This window comes from Clavibacter quasicaliforniensis (genome assembly GCF_051201715.1).
Taxonomy (GTDB): domain Bacteria; phylum Actinomycetota; class Actinomycetes; order Actinomycetales; family Microbacteriaceae; genus Clavibacter; species Clavibacter seminis.
In genome coordinates this window covers 1623992-1638562 of the sequence record NZ_CP139624.1, presented here as the reverse complement: position 1 = coordinate 1638562, position 14571 = coordinate 1623992, and the positions used below count along the sequence as shown (strand labels likewise).

Here is a 14571-nt window from a genome sequence, read left to right as displayed (position 1 = left end):
CCGCTAGGCCTTCGCGTCCGAGGACGCGTCCTCGTCCGTCCCGTCCTCGTCCGCCCACAGGCCGGCCTCGCCCTCGCGCACGAGCTGCGCGCGCGCCTCGGCCTTGGCGTCCATGCGGGCGAAGTAGTCCTCGCGGCGCGCCTGGTTGGTGCGGCGGCTGATGGGGTCGACGCGGGCGTCGGCGCCGCGAGGGCTCGTGATGAGCTCCGCGGTCGACGTGAGGGTCGGCTCCCAGTCGAAGACGATGCCGTCGCCCTCGCCGATGACGACGCTGGATCCGGCCACCGCGCCGGCCTTGAACAGGCCGTCCTCGACGCCGAGCTTGGCGAGGCGGTCGGCGAGGTAGCCGACGGCCTCGTCGTTGGTGAAGTCGGTCTGCTGCACCCAGCGCTCGGGCTTGGTGCCGATGACGCGGTAGATGTCGCCGTAGCTGCCGCCGTCGACGCGGATGGTGAACGGCTTCTCGTTGACGGCGCGGGGACGCAGCACGATCCGCGGTGCCTCGGGCTCCTCGGCGGCCTTCGTGCGGGCGTCCTCGACGAGCTCCGCGAGGGCGAAGGACAGCTGGCGCAGGCCGTCGTGGCTGACCGTGGAGATGTCGAACACGCGGTAGCCGCGGGCCTCGAGCTCAGGCCGCACGAGCTCTGCGAGCTCCTGGGCCTCGGGGACGTCGATCTTGTTCAGCGCGATGAGCTGCGGGCGATCGAGCAGCGGCACCTGGCCGTCGGGCACGGGGTACGCCGCGAGCTCCGTGAGGATGATGTCGAGGTCCGAGATGGGGTCGCGGCCGGGATCCAGCGTCGCGCAGTCGAGCACGTGCAGGAGGGCCGAGCAGCGCTCCACGTGGCGGAGGAACTCGAGGCCGAGTCCCTTGCCCTCGCTCGCGCCCTCGATGAGGCCGGGCACGTCCGCCACGGTGTAGCGCGAGTCCGCGACCTCGACGACGCCGAGGTTCGGGTGCAGCGTGGTGAACGGGTAGTCGGCGATCTTCGGCTTCGCGGCCGAGATGGCGGCGACGAGGCTCGACTTGCCCGCAGACGGGTAGCCCACGAGCGCCACGTCGGCGACGACCTTGAGCTCGAGGACGACGTCGCCCTCGTAGCCGCGCGTGCCGAGCAGCGCGAAGCCGGGGGCCTTGCGCTTCGTGGTGGCGAGCGACGCGTTGCCGAGCCCGCCCTGGCCGGCCTCGGCGGCGATGAACCGCATGCCCGGCGTGGCCATGTCGGCGAGCTCGTTGCCGTCGGCGTCCTTGACGACGGTGCCGACCGGGACGGGGAGCTCGAGCGCCTCGCCGAGCGTGCCGTGGCGGTGGTCGCCCATGCCGGGTCCGCCGTTGCGCGAGGAGCGGTGCGGTCCGCGGTGGTAGGCGAGGAGCGTGGTGACCTGGGGGTCCGCGACGAGGACGATGTCCCCGCCGTTGCCGCCGTTGCCGCCGTCGGGTCCCGCCAGGGGCTTGAACTTCTCGCGGCGCACCGAGACGCAGCCGTTCCCGCCGTTTCCCGCCCGCAGGTGGAGGGTCACGGTGTCGACGAATGTCGCCATGGCTGTAGCTCGTTTCTTCTAGAGGTGTTCCCTGCGGAACGCAGACAAGGGCGGGCCGAGGCCCGCCCTTGAAGTGCTGCGCGGCAGTGCCGCCGCAGCGTCCGTGCTGTCGGCCTGCGCTAGGCCGGGACGACGATGTTGACGACCTTGCGGCCGCCCTTGACGCCGAACTGCACCGAGCCGGCGGAGAGGGCGAACAGCGTGTCGTCGCCGCCACGGCCGACGTTGACGCCGGGGTGGAAGTGCGTGCCGCGCTGGCGGACGATGATCTCGCCGGCGCCGACGACCTGGCCGCCGAAGCGCTTCACGCCGAGGCGCTGGGCGTTCGAGTCACGGCCGTTGCGGGTAGAGCTCGCGCCCTTCTTGTGTGCCATCTGTTTCTCCCTGCGGTCTCGGTGCTAGTTGATCTCGGTGACCTGGACGCGCGTGAGGTCCTGGCGGTGCCCCTGGCGCTTCTTGTACCCGGTCTTGTTCTTGAACTTCTGGATGACGATCTTGGGACCGCGGAGGTCGTTCAGGATCTCGGCGCTGACGGTGACGTCGGCGAGCTTGGCGGCGTCCGTGGTGATGGTGTCGCCGTCGACGAGCAGGACCGCGGGGAGCACGACCTTGCCGCTCTGCTGGTTCTTGACCCGGTCCATCGTCACGATGGTCCCGACCTCGACCTTCTCCTGCCGACCGCCGGCGCGCACAACTGCGTAAACCACTTTTCCGTACCTGTTTTCTCTCGCGGGCTTGACTCACTGGGGACTTGACGCCCTGTGGCCCGAATCATTGGAGGAAGTCTGCCGCAGGCGCACGATCTCTAGGGATCGGCGCATGCCAGCGACTCACGTTACCGGAACGCCGGACAGGGGTCAAACTCCGGACCCCCGGCGTCCTCGGTCGATCATACGCGAGCCGGCGGCGTCCTCGCCGCATGCGCGCCGGGCGCGTCGTCGCCGACCCCAAGGGCTCGGCGGTGCACCCACCGGCGACTGGCCTGCCTAAGCTCGCATGATGAGCGTCCTCCTCGATCGACCGGCCTGGCCCGCGCACGGGCGGCTCTGGGCGCACCTGGTGAGCGACGCGTCCCTCGAGGAGCTGCACGCCTTCGCCCGGGCGGCCGGTGTCCCCGAGAAGGCCTTCGACCGCGACCACTACGACGTGCCCGAGGAGTGGCACGCGGAGCTGGTGGCACGTGGCGCCGTGGCGGTCTCGAACCGCGATCTCGTCCGGCGGCTGCAGGCGAGCGGGCTGCGGGTCACCCAGCGCGAACGGCGCGGGCTGGGATCCTGACGCGGCGAACGCCAGGCCGCACGAGGGAGGGCCCGGAGCATGCGCTCCGGGCCCTCCCTCGTGCGGCTGCCTGACGGGCAGCCGGCGCGTCAGCTGGCGTCGTCGGCCGGGGCCGGCGTCGTCAGCGTCTGCGTGGAGACCCGGCGGCTGCGCGAACGCCCCTGTCCGGGCTCCTTGGGCTGCGGCAGCGCGTCGAGGACGGAGCCGAGGAGCTGCTCGGCGTCCGCCGAGCTGACGCGGCGCGGTGCTGTGCGCGCGCTCGCGACCGGGATGTCGAGGATCTGCACCGGCTCGAGGCGGATGGCCTCGCGCGGCTCGAGCGTCGACAGCGCGGGCTCCTCGACCGGCGCGTCGGCCGGCGTCGGGTCCTCGACCTGAGCGGACGGCGCCTCGGCGGCGTGGGCCTGCGGCTCCGAGCGATCCTGCGCCTCGACGGTCGCGGACGACGCGCGTCCCCGGCCCCCGCGGCTCCGACGCGGACGGTCGCCGCGGGTCTGCTCCTCGCCGGGAGCCGACTCGGCCTGCACGGCCGGGTCCACGGTCTCGTCGGGCGTGCGCACGACGTCCTCGACCCGGTCGATGGCCTCGTTCACCGTCTGGATGGTGCTCGTGGCGATCTTGGCGAGGGCGGAGCGCGCGTCGTCGGTGATGCTGTGCGTGCTCGCCGCGGGCGTGCGCTGCTGCTGCTGCTGCGCCTGGCCGCCGCCGTTGCCGCGACCGCCGCCGTTGCCCCCGTTGCCGTTGCCGCCGTTGCCGTGCTCCTGCTGGCCCTTGCCGCCGCGGCGGCGCCCCTGGCTCTGCACGGGCTCCTGCGGCGTCTGCTTGTGGGCCATGAGCGGGTCGTGGTGGATGATGATCCCCCGCCCGGCGCACGTCTCGCAGTTCTCCGAGAACGACTCGAGCAGCCCGAGGCCGAGCTTCTTGCGGGTCATCTGCACGAGGCCGAGCGAGGTGACCTCGGCGACCTGGTGCTTGGTCCGGTCGCGGCTGAGGCACTCCACCAGACGGCGCAGCACGAGATCGCGATTGGTCTCGAGCACCATGTCGATGAAGTCGACGACGATGATGCCGCCGATGTCGCGCAGGCGCATCTGGCGGACGATCTCCTCGGCGGCCTCGAGGTTGTTCTTGGTGACGGTCTCCTCGAGGTTGCCGCCGGATCCGACGAACTTCCCCGTGTTGACGTCGACCACGGTCATGGCCTCGGTGCGGTCGATGACGAGCGAGCCGCCGGAGGGCAGCCAGACCTTGCGGTCGAGCGCCTTCTCGATCTGCTCGCTGACGCGGTAGTGGTCGAACGAGTCCTTCTCACCCGAGTACGTCTGCACCCGGTCGATGAGGTCGGGGGCCACGCCGCGGAGGTAGCCCTCGATGATCTCCTGCGCGTCGCCGCCGTCGATCACGAGCTCGCGGAAGTCCTCGTTGAAGACGTCGCGGATGATCTTCAGCAGCAGGTCGGGCTCCGAGTGCAGGAGCGCGGGCGCCTGCGCCTTCTCGACCTGGCGGCTGATCTCCGCCCACTGCGAGGTGAGGCGCTCGACGTCGAGCTTCAGCTGCTCCTCGGTCGCGCCCTCGGCCGCGGTGCGGACGATGACGCCCACGTTCTCGGGCAGCACCTCCTTGAGCGTCTTCTTGAGTCGCGCGCGCTCGGTGTCGGGGAGCTTCCGGCTGATGCCGTTCATGGACCCGTTGGGCACGTACACGAGGTAGCGGCCCGGGAGGCTCACCTGGCTCGTGAGGCGGGCGCCCTTGTGGCCGACCGGGTCCTTGGTGACCTGGACGAGCACGCGGTCGCCGGGCTTCAGCGCGACCTCGATGCGGCGCGCGTGGCTCCCGCCGCCCTTGTCGGCGTTCGCGGCCTCCCAGTCGACCTCGCCCGAGTAGAGCACGGCGTTTCGGCCGCGGCCGATGTCGATGAAGGCGGCCTCCATGCTCGGCAGCACGTTCTGCACGCGTCCGAGGTAGACGTTGCCGATGAGGGATGCCTCGTCGGCGCGGGCCACGTAGTGCTCGACGAGGACCTGGTCCTCCAGCACGCCGATCTGGATCTTGCCGTCGCGCGAGCGCACGATCATGCTGCGGTCGACCGACTCGCGGCGCGCCAGGTACTCGGACTCGGTGAGGACGGGGCGGCGGCGGCCGGCGTCGCGACCGTCGCGGCGGCGCTGCTTCTTGGCCTCGAGGCGCGTGGATCCCTTGATGCGCTGCGGCTCGGTGATGAGCTCGGGCTCGCGGGGCGTGCGGACCTTGACGACCGTGCCGGGCGCGTCGTCGCCGTCGCGGCCCTCCTCGCCGGAGCGGCGGCGCGCACGGCGGCGGACCGACGGGGAGTCGTCCTCGTCGTCGTCGTGCTCGTCATCTCGGGTGTCGCGTCCACGGCCGTCGCGGCTGACGCCGCGGTCCTGGCTGCGGTCCTGGCCGCGGCCGCCGCGGCGCGACGAGCGCGAGGGGCGGTCGTCGCGGTCCAGGTCGTCGTCCTCGTCGCGGGATCCGTCGCGACGGTCGTCCCGCTCGCGGCGGGGAGGAAGCGGCGCGATGTCCGGCGCCTGGAAGAAGACGGAGAGGGAGGGGACGGCGCGCGCCGGCGCGACGGGCGCCTCGGCGACGGGCTCGGCGATCGGAGCGGCGGGGGCGGACTCCGCGGTGGGCGCCTCCGTGTCGGGTGCGTCGGCCGGGGCCGCCTCCTGGTCGGCCGCGACGGCGGCCTTGCGCGGGGCGCGCTTCCGCGGGGCGCGGGCGGCCGGCGCGGCGGGCTGCTCGGCGGCCTGGGCCTGCGCGTCGGCGTCGCCGGCGGGAGCGGATGCCGAGGTGGACGCGTCGACGCTGGCGTCGTCCGGCTGGGCGGCCGCGGGCGCGGATGCGGGGGTGCTCGCGCGGCGGGAGCGGCGGGCGACCGGCGCCTCCTGCTCGGCGGGCGTGGTCCGGGTGTCGTCGTTCTCGTTCAGGGTGTGGCCCTTCGCTTCGGAGGCGGCGGGCGTGCCGCTCGCCTCGGGGGTCGCGGACGCGGGGAGCGCGGGCGTGCCGCCGGTCCCCGTCGCCGCGGTCGTGTCGGCGCGGCGGCCCGTGAGCCGCTCGAAGAGGCTGGGTCGCCTCCTGCCGGTGTTCTCGTCTCTCTCCACCATCTCTGGTGCACTCCTCAACCGGTCGGTACGGCCGCGCCGTACCCCGGTAGCTCTCCGAGTGGATCCCCGCGTACGCGGCTCTCCGTCGATCCTGGTCTGCGACGGCCGGCCCGAGGCTTCGGTCGTGCGCACTGGTACGGAACTGGCTATCCGCCGCCGGACGTGCCTGGCGGCCCGGGTCTGCCCCGGGAAAGACTCTTCATGGCGGTCGTGCCGCGCGGCGGTCCGACCTGCCTGCCAGTATCGCACGCCGACGCCCACCCGGCCGTCAGGGTCAGCGCTCCCCCGTCTGCCATGATCGCCGCATGACCGCGACCCGGGCCCCCGCGCACCCCCGCTCCCTGGCCGTCCTGCTCGTCGTCACGGGCGTCGTCGGCTGGATCGGCGCGTTCGTGCTCGTGCTCGACCGGCTGCACCTCCTCGAGAACCCGGGCGCGTCGCTCTCGTGCGACATCAACCCGTTCATCTCCTGCGCCACCGTCATCGAGTCGCGCCAGGGGTCGCTGTTCGGCTTCCCCAACCCGCTCATCGGGGTAGCCGCGTTCGTGGTGCCGATCGTGATCGGCATGACCCTGTTCGCGGGAGCCCGGTTCGCGCGCTGGTTCTGGACGCTGTTCGCGGTGGGGACGTTCGCCGGCTGGGTCTTCGTGACGTGGCTGTTCACCCAGAGCGTCTTCGTCATCGGCGCGCTCTGCCCCTACTGCCTGCTCGTGTGGAGCGCGATGATCCCGCTGTGGTGGGGCACGCTGTCCGCCACCGCGCGCGCGGGCCTGCTGCCGGTCCCCGCGGGGATCCGCCGTGCCGCGGACGCCGTGGCGCCGTACACGTGGGCGGTCGTGGTGCTCAACTACGCGGTCATCGTGGTCGCGATCATCGCGACGTTCCCCGCCCTCATCCCGACGCTGCTCGGCTGAGGCGCCGGGACGAGGAGAGGGGCCGACCGGATGCCCGTCGGCCCCTCTCCTCGTGCGCGTCCTAGAACCAGAGCGCGAGCTCGCGCGCGGCGGACTCGGGCGAGTCGCTGCCGTGCACGAGGTTCTGCGCGACGGCGAGGCCCCAGTCGCGGCCGAGGTCGCCGCGGATCGTGCCGGGGGCGGCGCCCGTCGGGTCGGTCGTGCCGGCGAGCGAGCGGAAGCCCTCGATGACGCGGTTCCCGGCGACGCGGACGGCGACGATCGGGCCCGACTCCATGAACTCGACGAGCGGCTCGTAGAACGGCTTGCCCTGGTGCTCCTCGTAGTGCTGCTCGAGCAGGGCGCGCTCGGCCTGCACCATGCGGAGGTCGACGATCTGGTAGCCCTTGGCCTCGATGCGGCGGAGGATCTCGCCGGTGAGGCCGCGGGCGACGCCGTCGGGCTTGACGAGGACGAGGGTCTCCTGGACGGGAGCGGACATGGGTGCCTCCTACGGGGTGGGAGCCGGCGGCTCGGTGGTCGGTCGGTGGTCGGTGGGACGGTCGTCGCCCGGGGCCGGGGCGTCGCCCGCCGCGGCCTGCTCGTCGAGCATGGCCTGCTCCCACGCGCCTCGCGCGGCCGCCTTCTCGCGGTCGATCCGGGCGCCCTGCACCATGGCGTAGATCCAGAGCAGCAGGAAGAAGCCGCCGACGGCGAACATGGCGGGCAGCACGAAGCCGGTGAGCACGACGAGGACCTGCACGATCCAGCCGGCGCGGATGCCGAGAGGGGTGCGGAGGGCGCCGACGACGGCGAGCATGGCGAGCACGAGGAGCGCGCCCCCGCCGAGCGCGGGCAGCGGCGGCAGGGAGCCGAGGCCGAACGCCACGAGGCTCGCGAGGAACACGACGATGACCTGGAAGCCCATGACGATCGATCCGAGGATCTCGACCGTCGTGCGGGGCGGTCGGGGTCGCCTGGTGCGGGCCGGGCGGCCGTCGGCGCTCACGCGGTCTTCCAGCCCTCGTCGGCGGCGTGCGCGATGGCCTCCCCGACGAGGAGGATCGAGCCCGTGACGAGCGCGGCGCCCTTCTCGGTCTCGCCCGCGGAGTCGCGCGCGTCCTCGAGGGCCGTGCGCAGGTCGGGCTCGACCGTCACGCGGTCGCGGCCGACGACGTCGACGACGATGCGCGCGAGCTCGTCCGGATCCACCGAGCGCTCGGACTGGGAGCGCGTGACGATGAAGTGGTCGACCACGGGCGCGAGCTCGCGCACGATGCCCTCCGCGTCCTTGTCCGCGAGCACGCCGATCACGGCGGTGACGCGGTCGAACGTGAAGTAGACGGGCAGCGCGGCCGCGAGCGACGCCGCTCCCGCGGGGTTGTGCGCCGCGTCGACCAGGACGGTCGGCTCGGTGCCGACGACCTGCAGGCGGCCGGGGCTCGTCGCCGTGGCGAGGCCCTCCGCGAGCACGTCGTCGTGGATGGCGTGGTCGCCGCCGCCGAGGAACGACTCGACCGCGGCGATCGCGACCGCGGCGTTCTGGGCCTGGTGCGCGCCGAACATCGGGAGGAACACGTCGCGGTACGTGCCCGCGAGGCCCTGCACGCTGATGACCTGGCCGCCGACCGCGAGGGTCGTGTCGAGGAGGCGGAACCTCTCGCCCTCGATCGACCAGGTGGACTCCGTGAGCTCGGCCGCGCGCGTGAGCTCGGCCACGACCTCGGGGAGCTGCGCGCTGGACACGACGTCCGCTGCGGGCTTGACGATGCCGGACTTGGTGCGCGCGATCTCCGCCACGGTGGATCCCAGGCGCTGCGTGTGGTCGAGCGAGACGGGCGTGAAGACCGCGACCTGGCCGTCGCCGACGTTGGTGCTGTCCCACTCGCCGCCCATGCCGACCTCGATCACGGCCACGTCGACGGGCGCGTCGGCGAACGACGCGAACGCGAGCACCGTCAGCGCCTCGAAGAACGTCACGGGCTCCTCGCCCGCGGCGACGAGCTCCCGGTCGACCAGGTCGATGAAGGGCTCGACGTCGGCCCAGTTGCGGCTGAGCGCCTCGTCGGTGATGGGCAGGCCGTCGACGACGATGCGCTCGTTGAAGCGGACGAGGTGCGGGCTCGTGAAGAGGCCCGTCCGGAGGCCGGCGGCGCGCAGGATGCTCTCGGTGATCCGGCTCGTCGACGTCTTCCCGTTGGTGCCGGTGACGTGCACGATCGGGTACGCGCGCTGCGGGTCGCCGAGCAGTTCGACGACGCGGCGCGTGGCGGACAGGCGCGGCTGCGGCGCCTGCTCCCCCATCCGCGCGAGGAGCGCCTGGTACACGGCGTCGCCCTCGCGCTCGAAGTAGTTCTCATCGTCGACCTCGCGGCCGGCCACGATCGACTGCTCGGCCTCGCGGCGGAGCTCGGCCGCGTCGTCGGCGAAGAGCTGGTCGTCGCTCAGGCCGTCGACGTCGGGGTCGAGGGCGCGCGCCGCGGCGTCGACGCCCTCGTCCGTCTCCGGCTCGAAGTCGTCGTCGCGCCGGACGTCGTCCGCGTCGTCGTCGAAGGGCTGTCCGCCCCGCTGGTCGCTCATGCTCGCTCCACCTCGATGTACAGGGGCGATCCGCCGCCGACGGTGATGCCGGACTCCGTCGCCTGGTCGTCCGCGTCGATCCGCAGCGCCACCGCCAGGGTCTCACGGGCGATGAGGTCGCGGAACCGCTCGGCCTGCTCGGCGCCCGCGGCGTCCAGCCGGATCACGAGGGAGATGCGGTCGCTCACGTCGAGCCCCGCGCCCTTCCGCGCGTCCTGCACGTTCCGGACGACGTCGCGCGCGAGGCCCTCGGCCTCGAGCTCCGGGGTGAGCGCGGTGTCGAGCAGCAGGAACCCGCCGCCAGGCAGGAGCGCGAGCGCCTGGTCGGCGCGGTCGCCCGCCACCTCGAGCACCAGCTCGTACTCGCCGGCCACGAGCGGCACGCCGCCCGCCACGACCTCGCCGTCCGCCTCCGCCCAGTCGCCCGCACGGGCGGCCTGGATCACCTGCTGCACGCCCTTGCCGAGGCGCGGGCCGGCGACCCGCGCGTTGACGGTGAGGCGGCGCGTGATGCCCGCGTCCGAGGCGCTCGTGGGGGTGAGCTCCTCGACGGCGACGGCCTTGACGTTGAGCTCGTCGCGCAGGATGTCCTCGAACCGGGCGAGCCCGTCGGCGTCGTCGCTCACGACCGTGAGGCGCGCGAGCGGCTGGCGGACGCGGAGGCCCGACTGCTTGCGGAGCGAGAGCGCGGTCGAGGCGACCTGGCGGACCCGGTCCATCACCTCGACGAGCCGGTCGTCCGCGGGCAGTTCGTCGGGCTCGGGCCAGTCCTCCAGGTGGACGCTGCGCCCGCCCGTGAGGTCCTTCCAGATCCGCTCGGACACGAGCGGGAGGAGCGGGGCCGCGACGCGCGTCACGGTCTCCAGGACCGTGAACAGGGTGTCGAACGCGCGTGTGTCCCCCGCCTCCGTGCCCGCCCAGAACCGGTCGCGGCTGCGGCGCACGTACCAGTTGGTGAGCACGTCGGCGAAGTCGCGGAGGGACGCGGCGGCGAGCGTGGAGTCGAGCGCGGTCATGTGCTCCGTGACCTCGGTGACGAGGCGGCGCGTCCGGGCCAGGATGTAGCGGTCCAGCACGTCGTCGCTCGACGTGTCGCGGTGCGCCTCGTAGCCGCCGGGCTGCGCGGAGTTGGCGTAGAGGGAGAAGAAGTACCAGGTGCTCCAGAGCGGGAGCAGCACCTGGCGGACGCCCTCGCGGATCCCCTCCTCCGTCACCACGAGGTTGCCGCCGCGGAGCACGGGGCTCGCGAGGAGGAACCAGCGCATGGCGTCGGAGCCGTCGCGGTCGAACACCTCGTTGACGTCCGGGTAGTTGCGGAGCGACTTGGACATCTTCTGGCCGTCGTTGCCGAGGACGATGCCGTGGCTCACGACGCTCGAGAACGCCGGGCGCTCGAACAGCGCCGTCGACAGCGCGTGCAGCGTGTAGAACCAGCCGCGGGTCTGGCCGATGTACTCGACGATGAAGTCCGCCGGGCTGTGCGCGTCGAACCACTCGCGGTTCTCGAACGGGTAGTGCACCTGGGCGAACGGCATGGATCCCGAGTCGAACCAGACGTCGAGCACGTCCTCGATCCGGCGCATGGTGCTCTTCCCCGTCGGGTCGTCGGGGTTCGGGCGCGTGAGCTCGTCGATGAACGGGCGGTGCAGGTCCGTCGGCCGCACGCCGAAGTCGGCCTCGAGCTCGTCGAGGCTGCCGTACACGTCGATGCGCGGGTAGGCCGGGTCGTCGCTCTTCCACACCGGGATGGGGCTGCCCCAGAACCGGTTGCGGCTGATCGACCAGTCGCGGGCGTTGCCGATCCACTTGCCGAACTGGCCGTCCTTGACGTTCTCGGGCGTCCACGTGATGTCCTGGTTGAGGCGCACCATGTCGTCGCGGAAGTCGGTGACGCGCACGAACCAGCTGGAGACCGCCTTGTAGATGAGCGGGTTCTTGCAGCGCCAGCAGTGCGGGTAGGAGTGCTCGTAGCTGGCCTGGCGGATGAGGCGGCCCTGCGCCTTGAGCATGCGCGTGAGCGTCTTGCCGGCGTCGGACCACAGCTCGCCCGCGACCTCGGGCACCGTGTCGACGAAGCGGCCGCCCTCGTCGAGCGAGAGGATCACGGGGATCCCGGCGGCGGCGCAGACCTGCTGGTCCTCCTCGCCGTAGGCCGGGGCCTGGTGGACGATGCCGGTGCCGTCGGTCGTCGTGACGTAGTCGGCGACGAGCACCTGCCACGCGTTCTCCGTGCCGAAGACCTCCGTGTCCGCGTAGAAGTCCCAGAGGCGGTCGTACGCGACGCCCTCGAGCTGGCGGCCGAGCACGGTGCGGGATACGGCGGCGCGGGCCTCGTCGGCGGAGGCGTAGCCGAGGTCCCTGGCGTAGTTCCCCACGAGGTCCTGGGCGATGAGGTACTCGGATCCGAGCACCTCGGCCGCGAGCTGCACCGACGAGTCGCGCGGCAGCGAGTCGGGCGCCTCGGCGTCGGGCGTGCCCGCGGGACCGGCGGGCACCACGGCGTAGACGATGTCCGGCCCGACCGCGAGCGCCATGTTCGTCGGGAGGGTCCAGGGCGTGGTCGTCCACGCGAGCGCGCGCACGGCGGTGAGGCCGAGCGACTCGGCCTTCGCGCCGACGAGCGGGAACGTGACGGTCACGGACTGGTCCTGGCGCATGCGGTAGACGTCGTCGTCCATCCGCAGCTCGTGGTTGCTCAGCGGGGTCTGGTCGTGCCAGCAGTACGGCAGCACGCGGAAGCCCTCGTAGGCGAGGCCCTTGTCGTGCAGCTGCTTGAACGCCCAGATCACCGACTCCATGAAGTCGACGTCGAGCGTCTTGTAGTCGTCCTCGAAGTCGACCCAGCGGGCCGAGCGGGTGACGTACTCCTCCCACTCCCCCGTGTACTCGAGCACCGAGCGGCGGGCGACGGCGTTGAACGCCTCGACGCCCATCTCCTCGATCTCGCTCTTCTCGGTGATCCCGAGCTGGCGCATCGCCTCGAGCTCGGCGGGGAGGCCGTGCGTGTCCCAGCCGAAGCGGCGGTGCACCTGCTTGCCGCGCATGGTCTGGAAGCGCGGGAAGGCGTCCTTCGCGTAGCCCGTGAGGAGGTGCCCGTAGTGCGGGAGGCCGTTGGCGAAGGGCGGGCCGTCGTAGAAGACCCACTCGTCGCAGCCCTCGCGCCGCTCGACCGAGGCGCGGAAGGTGTCGTCGCGCTTCCAGAACGCGAGGATGCCCTTCTCGACGTCCGGGAAGCGCGGGCTCGCGGCCACCTGGTCGGGGGCGCTCGGGTCGTCGGGGACGGGACGGGGGTAGGTCATGGCATCTCCTGCGGGGACGGGCTCTCCGCGAGGACGCCCGGATCCCTCATGCGGATCCCCGAGCGCGGTACCACCCCGCTTGCCACGCGATGCGCGACCACTCTCCTGAAGGCGATGACGGGCCCTGTCCGTTCGGTTCTACTCGCCACCTCTTCCGCGGCTTTCTTCCGAAGGCTCCCCGGTGATGGCCGGATCGGCGCCTGTGCTGACGATCCTAGCGCCCGTCGGACCGCAGCCCGTGGGCGCTCATCCGCCGAGCTGGGCGCGGTACGCGTCGGCGCGGTACGGCAGGTCGAGCGCGTCGCGGCCCGCGGTGTCCGGGTGGCCGGCGAGGAGGGTCCGGATGTCGTCCAGCACGCGGGCGCGCTCCTCGTCGGGCAGCGTGCTGATCCGGCTGATGGATCCGGCGAGGTCCACCACGTCCTCGGGGGTCACGCGGTGCACGTGGGCGAAGGACGCGTGCTCGACGGGGCCGAAGCCGGGGAACGGGCCGGGCTCGGGTGCCCGTCCGCCGTGTCGCCGGCCCCCCTCGATGATGGCGTCCAGCTCGCGGACCCACTCCACTTCGCCGTCCATCATGTTCCAGACGATCCCGAGGCGACCGCCCGGCCGGAGCACGCGCGCGGCCTCCCGGGCCGCCTCGCCCGCGTCCATCCAGTGCCAGGCCTGCGCGACGAGCACGGCGTCCTCCTCGCCGTCGCCCACCGGGATGGCCTCGCCGCTGCCGGCCCGGACGTCGAGCTCCGGCGAGGCCGCCTGGAGGACGTGCCGCATCTGGGCGTCGGGCTCGACCGCGGTGACGGCGAGGCCGCGCCCCGCGAGCAGGCGGGTCAGCTTGCCGGTGCCCGCTCCGAGGTCGACCACGCGGCGGGCGCCGGCCGGGAGCATCCAGTCGACGGCGTCGTCGGGGTAGCCGGGGCGGACCCGGTCGTACTGGTCGGCCACCGCTCCGAACGAGGAGGCGAGGGCGGAGCGGGCGGGCGTGCCGGGGGCGTCGGAGGTCATGCCGACATCCTGGTCCCGGCACGGGCACCAGGCGCGGCGGATCCCCACCGCCGCGCCACGCGCGACCGCGTCAGCCGAGCCGCACGGAGGACCGCTGGAGGCGCATCGGGTCGAGCGCGATGCCCGCGACCGTCGCCGAGCGCCCGGTGACATCGGTGACCCGCACTGTGTACGGGCCCGCACCGACCCCCGACGCCGCGAGCCAGTAGCCGTAGGACGTCCGCGAGAGCGGGACCCAGCGCGTGCCGACCCGCACCTCGACCGAGCGGAGCTCCGTCCCAGCGTCGACGACCTGGATCGCCGCCCAGTACGCGGACGAGCCCTCCTTCAACCGGAACGCGAGCGGCGGCACGGTCGGGGCGGCGACGGGCGCCCACGAGATGGGGATGATGCCGGCGTCGAAGTCGCCGACGGCGCGGAATGCCTCCTCGCTGAGGTCGAGGTGGGTCCCGTCGCACTCGTGGCAGAGGTCGGCGACCTCGACGCGCACCGTGCCGCGCGGACCCGTGACGTCGAGGTAGGTTCCGCAGGCCGCGCCGCCGGCGTACGCAGCCGGTCCGACGGCCACGTACAGCCGGCCGGCCGGGATCGCCGGGAGCGAGCAGTCGCCGTTCGTCGTCCTGCCGTCGGGGCCGAGCGAGTAGTGCGTGGCCCGGCCGGATCCCGCAGCGACGGCGGACGCGGACGCGGCCGGCGCGACGACCACGAGCCCGGCGACCGCGACCAGGAGCGCGAGCGCCGCGGGGACGAGCCGGTGTCGGCGGGTGCGGCCGTGGCCCGACGGGACAGCGGTCAGCGGTGCGCGGCGGGGGAACGCGGGCGTGCGGGGCATGGCGTCTCTTCTCGTCGAGG

General features: G+C 73.0%; 12 protein-coding genes. 2 read left to right on the top strand and 10 right to left on the bottom strand.

Going from position 1 to position 14571, the window contains the following annotated elements; all coding sequences use genetic code 11:
* Window positions 1-3: 3 nt before the first annotated feature.
* The 3 genes from obgE to rplU form a co-directional block, all read right to left on the bottom strand.
* A complete protein-coding gene (gene obgE / locus NL142_RS07870) occupies window positions 4-1542 on the bottom strand; it encodes a GTPase ObgE (protein ID WP_435078618.1) in 1539 nt (512 codons plus the stop codon).
* A gap of 119 nt (window positions 1543-1661) precedes the next feature.
* Complete coding sequence (rpmA, locus tag NL142_RS07865; RefSeq protein WP_012038176.1) at window positions 1662-1916, bottom strand: 50S ribosomal protein L27; 255 nt, start codon at window positions 1914-1916, stop codon at window positions 1662-1664.
* Window positions 1917-1940: 24 nt separating this feature from the next.
* Window positions 1941-2249, bottom strand: a complete 309-nt coding sequence (gene rplU, locus NL142_RS07860) for a 50S ribosomal protein L21 (protein ID WP_012038175.1) — start codon at window positions 2247-2249, stop codon at window positions 1941-1943.
* Window positions 2250-2541: 292 nt separating this feature from the next.
* Here rplU and NL142_RS07855 point away from each other — a divergent pair, with 292 nt between their 5' ends.
* Window positions 2542-2820, top strand: coding sequence for a DUF4031 domain-containing protein (locus NL142_RS07855; protein WP_435078615.1), 279 nt, complete (start codon window positions 2542-2544; stop codon window positions 2818-2820).
* An 89-nt stretch (window positions 2821-2909) separates the two neighbouring features.
* Here NL142_RS07855 and NL142_RS07850 read toward each other — a convergent pair whose 3' ends face one another.
* On the bottom strand, window positions 2910-5942 hold the full coding sequence (locus NL142_RS07850; RefSeq protein WP_435081576.1) for an Rne/Rng family ribonuclease: 3033 nt from the start codon (window positions 5940-5942) through the stop codon (window positions 2910-2912).
* Between the two features lie 305 nt (window positions 5943-6247).
* Between NL142_RS07850 and NL142_RS07845 the strand changes: the two genes are divergently transcribed.
* A complete protein-coding gene (locus tag NL142_RS07845) occupies window positions 6248-6856 on the top strand; it encodes a vitamin K epoxide reductase family protein (RefSeq protein WP_435081575.1) in 609 nt (202 codons plus the stop codon).
* Between the two features lie 61 nt (window positions 6857-6917).
* On the opposite strand, the gene ndk is transcribed toward NL142_RS07845, so the two are convergent.
* The 6 genes from ndk to NL142_RS07815 form a co-directional block, all read right to left on the bottom strand.
* On the bottom strand, window positions 6918-7337 hold the full coding sequence (ndk, locus tag NL142_RS07840) for a nucleoside-diphosphate kinase (protein WP_012038171.1): 420 nt from the start codon (window positions 7335-7337) through the stop codon (window positions 6918-6920).
* A 9-nt stretch (window positions 7338-7346) separates the two neighbouring features.
* Window positions 7347-7844, bottom strand: a complete 498-nt coding sequence (locus tag NL142_RS07835) for a DUF4233 domain-containing protein (RefSeq protein WP_435081574.1) — start codon at window positions 7842-7844, stop codon at window positions 7347-7349.
* The gene (locus NL142_RS07830; protein ID WP_435081573.1) at window positions 7841-9415 is read right to left on the bottom strand and encodes a bifunctional folylpolyglutamate synthase/dihydrofolate synthase; all 1575 of its coding nucleotides are present in this window, start codon (window positions 9413-9415) and stop codon (window positions 7841-7843) included. Before NL142_RS07830 ends, NL142_RS07835 begins: the two co-directional genes overlap by 4 nt.
* The gene (gene ileS / locus NL142_RS07825) at window positions 9412-12714 is read right to left on the bottom strand and encodes an isoleucine--tRNA ligase (protein ID WP_435081572.1); all 3303 of its coding nucleotides are present in this window, start codon (window positions 12712-12714) and stop codon (window positions 9412-9414) included. Before ileS ends, NL142_RS07830 begins: the two co-directional genes overlap by 4 nt.
* Before the next feature lie 246 nt (window positions 12715-12960).
* Entirely contained in the window at window positions 12961-13719 is a 759-nt protein-coding gene (locus NL142_RS07820; protein WP_435081571.1) for a class I SAM-dependent methyltransferase, read from the bottom strand.
* 70 nt (window positions 13720-13789) lie between these two features.
* Window positions 13790-14551: an expansin EXLX1 family cellulose-binding protein gene (locus tag NL142_RS07815; RefSeq protein WP_435081570.1), complete on the bottom strand. Its 762-nt coding sequence runs from the start codon at window positions 14549-14551 to the stop codon at window positions 13790-13792.
* Between the last annotated feature and the right edge of the window lie 20 nt (window positions 14552-14571).

Coding starts and splice junctions, on each gene's coding strand:
- NL142_RS07820 (WP_435081571.1), bottom strand. CDS start 13,719: ATGACCTCCGACGCCCCCGGCACGCCCGCCCGCTCCGCCCTCGCCTCC.
- NL142_RS07815 (WP_435081570.1), bottom strand. CDS start 14,551: ATGCCCCGCACGCCCGCGTTCCCCCGCCGCGCACCGCTGACCGCTGTC.
- ndk (WP_012038171.1), bottom strand. CDS start 7,337: ATGTCCGCTCCCGTCCAGGAGACCCTCGTCCTCGTCAAGCCCGACGGC.
- obgE (WP_435078618.1), bottom strand. CDS start 1,542: ATGGCGACATTCGTCGACACCGTGACCCTCCACCTGCGGGCGGGAAAC.
- rpmA (WP_012038176.1), bottom strand. CDS start 1,916: ATGGCACACAAGAAGGGCGCGAGCTCTACCCGCAACGGCCGTGACTCG.
- NL142_RS07845 (WP_435081575.1), top strand. CDS start 6,248: ATGACCGCGACCCGGGCCCCCGCGCACCCCCGCTCCCTGGCCGTCCTG.
- ileS (WP_435081572.1), bottom strand. CDS start 12,714: ATGACCTACCCCCGTCCCGTCCCCGACGACCCGAGCGCCCCCGACCAG.
- NL142_RS07850 (WP_435081576.1), bottom strand. CDS start 5,942: ATGGTGGAGAGAGACGAGAACACCGGCAGGAGGCGACCCAGCCTCTTC.
- NL142_RS07830 (WP_435081573.1), bottom strand. CDS start 9,415: ATGAGCGACCAGCGGGGCGGACAGCCCTTCGACGACGACGCGGACGAC.
- NL142_RS07855 (WP_435078615.1), top strand. CDS start 2,542: ATGAGCGTCCTCCTCGATCGACCGGCCTGGCCCGCGCACGGGCGGCTC.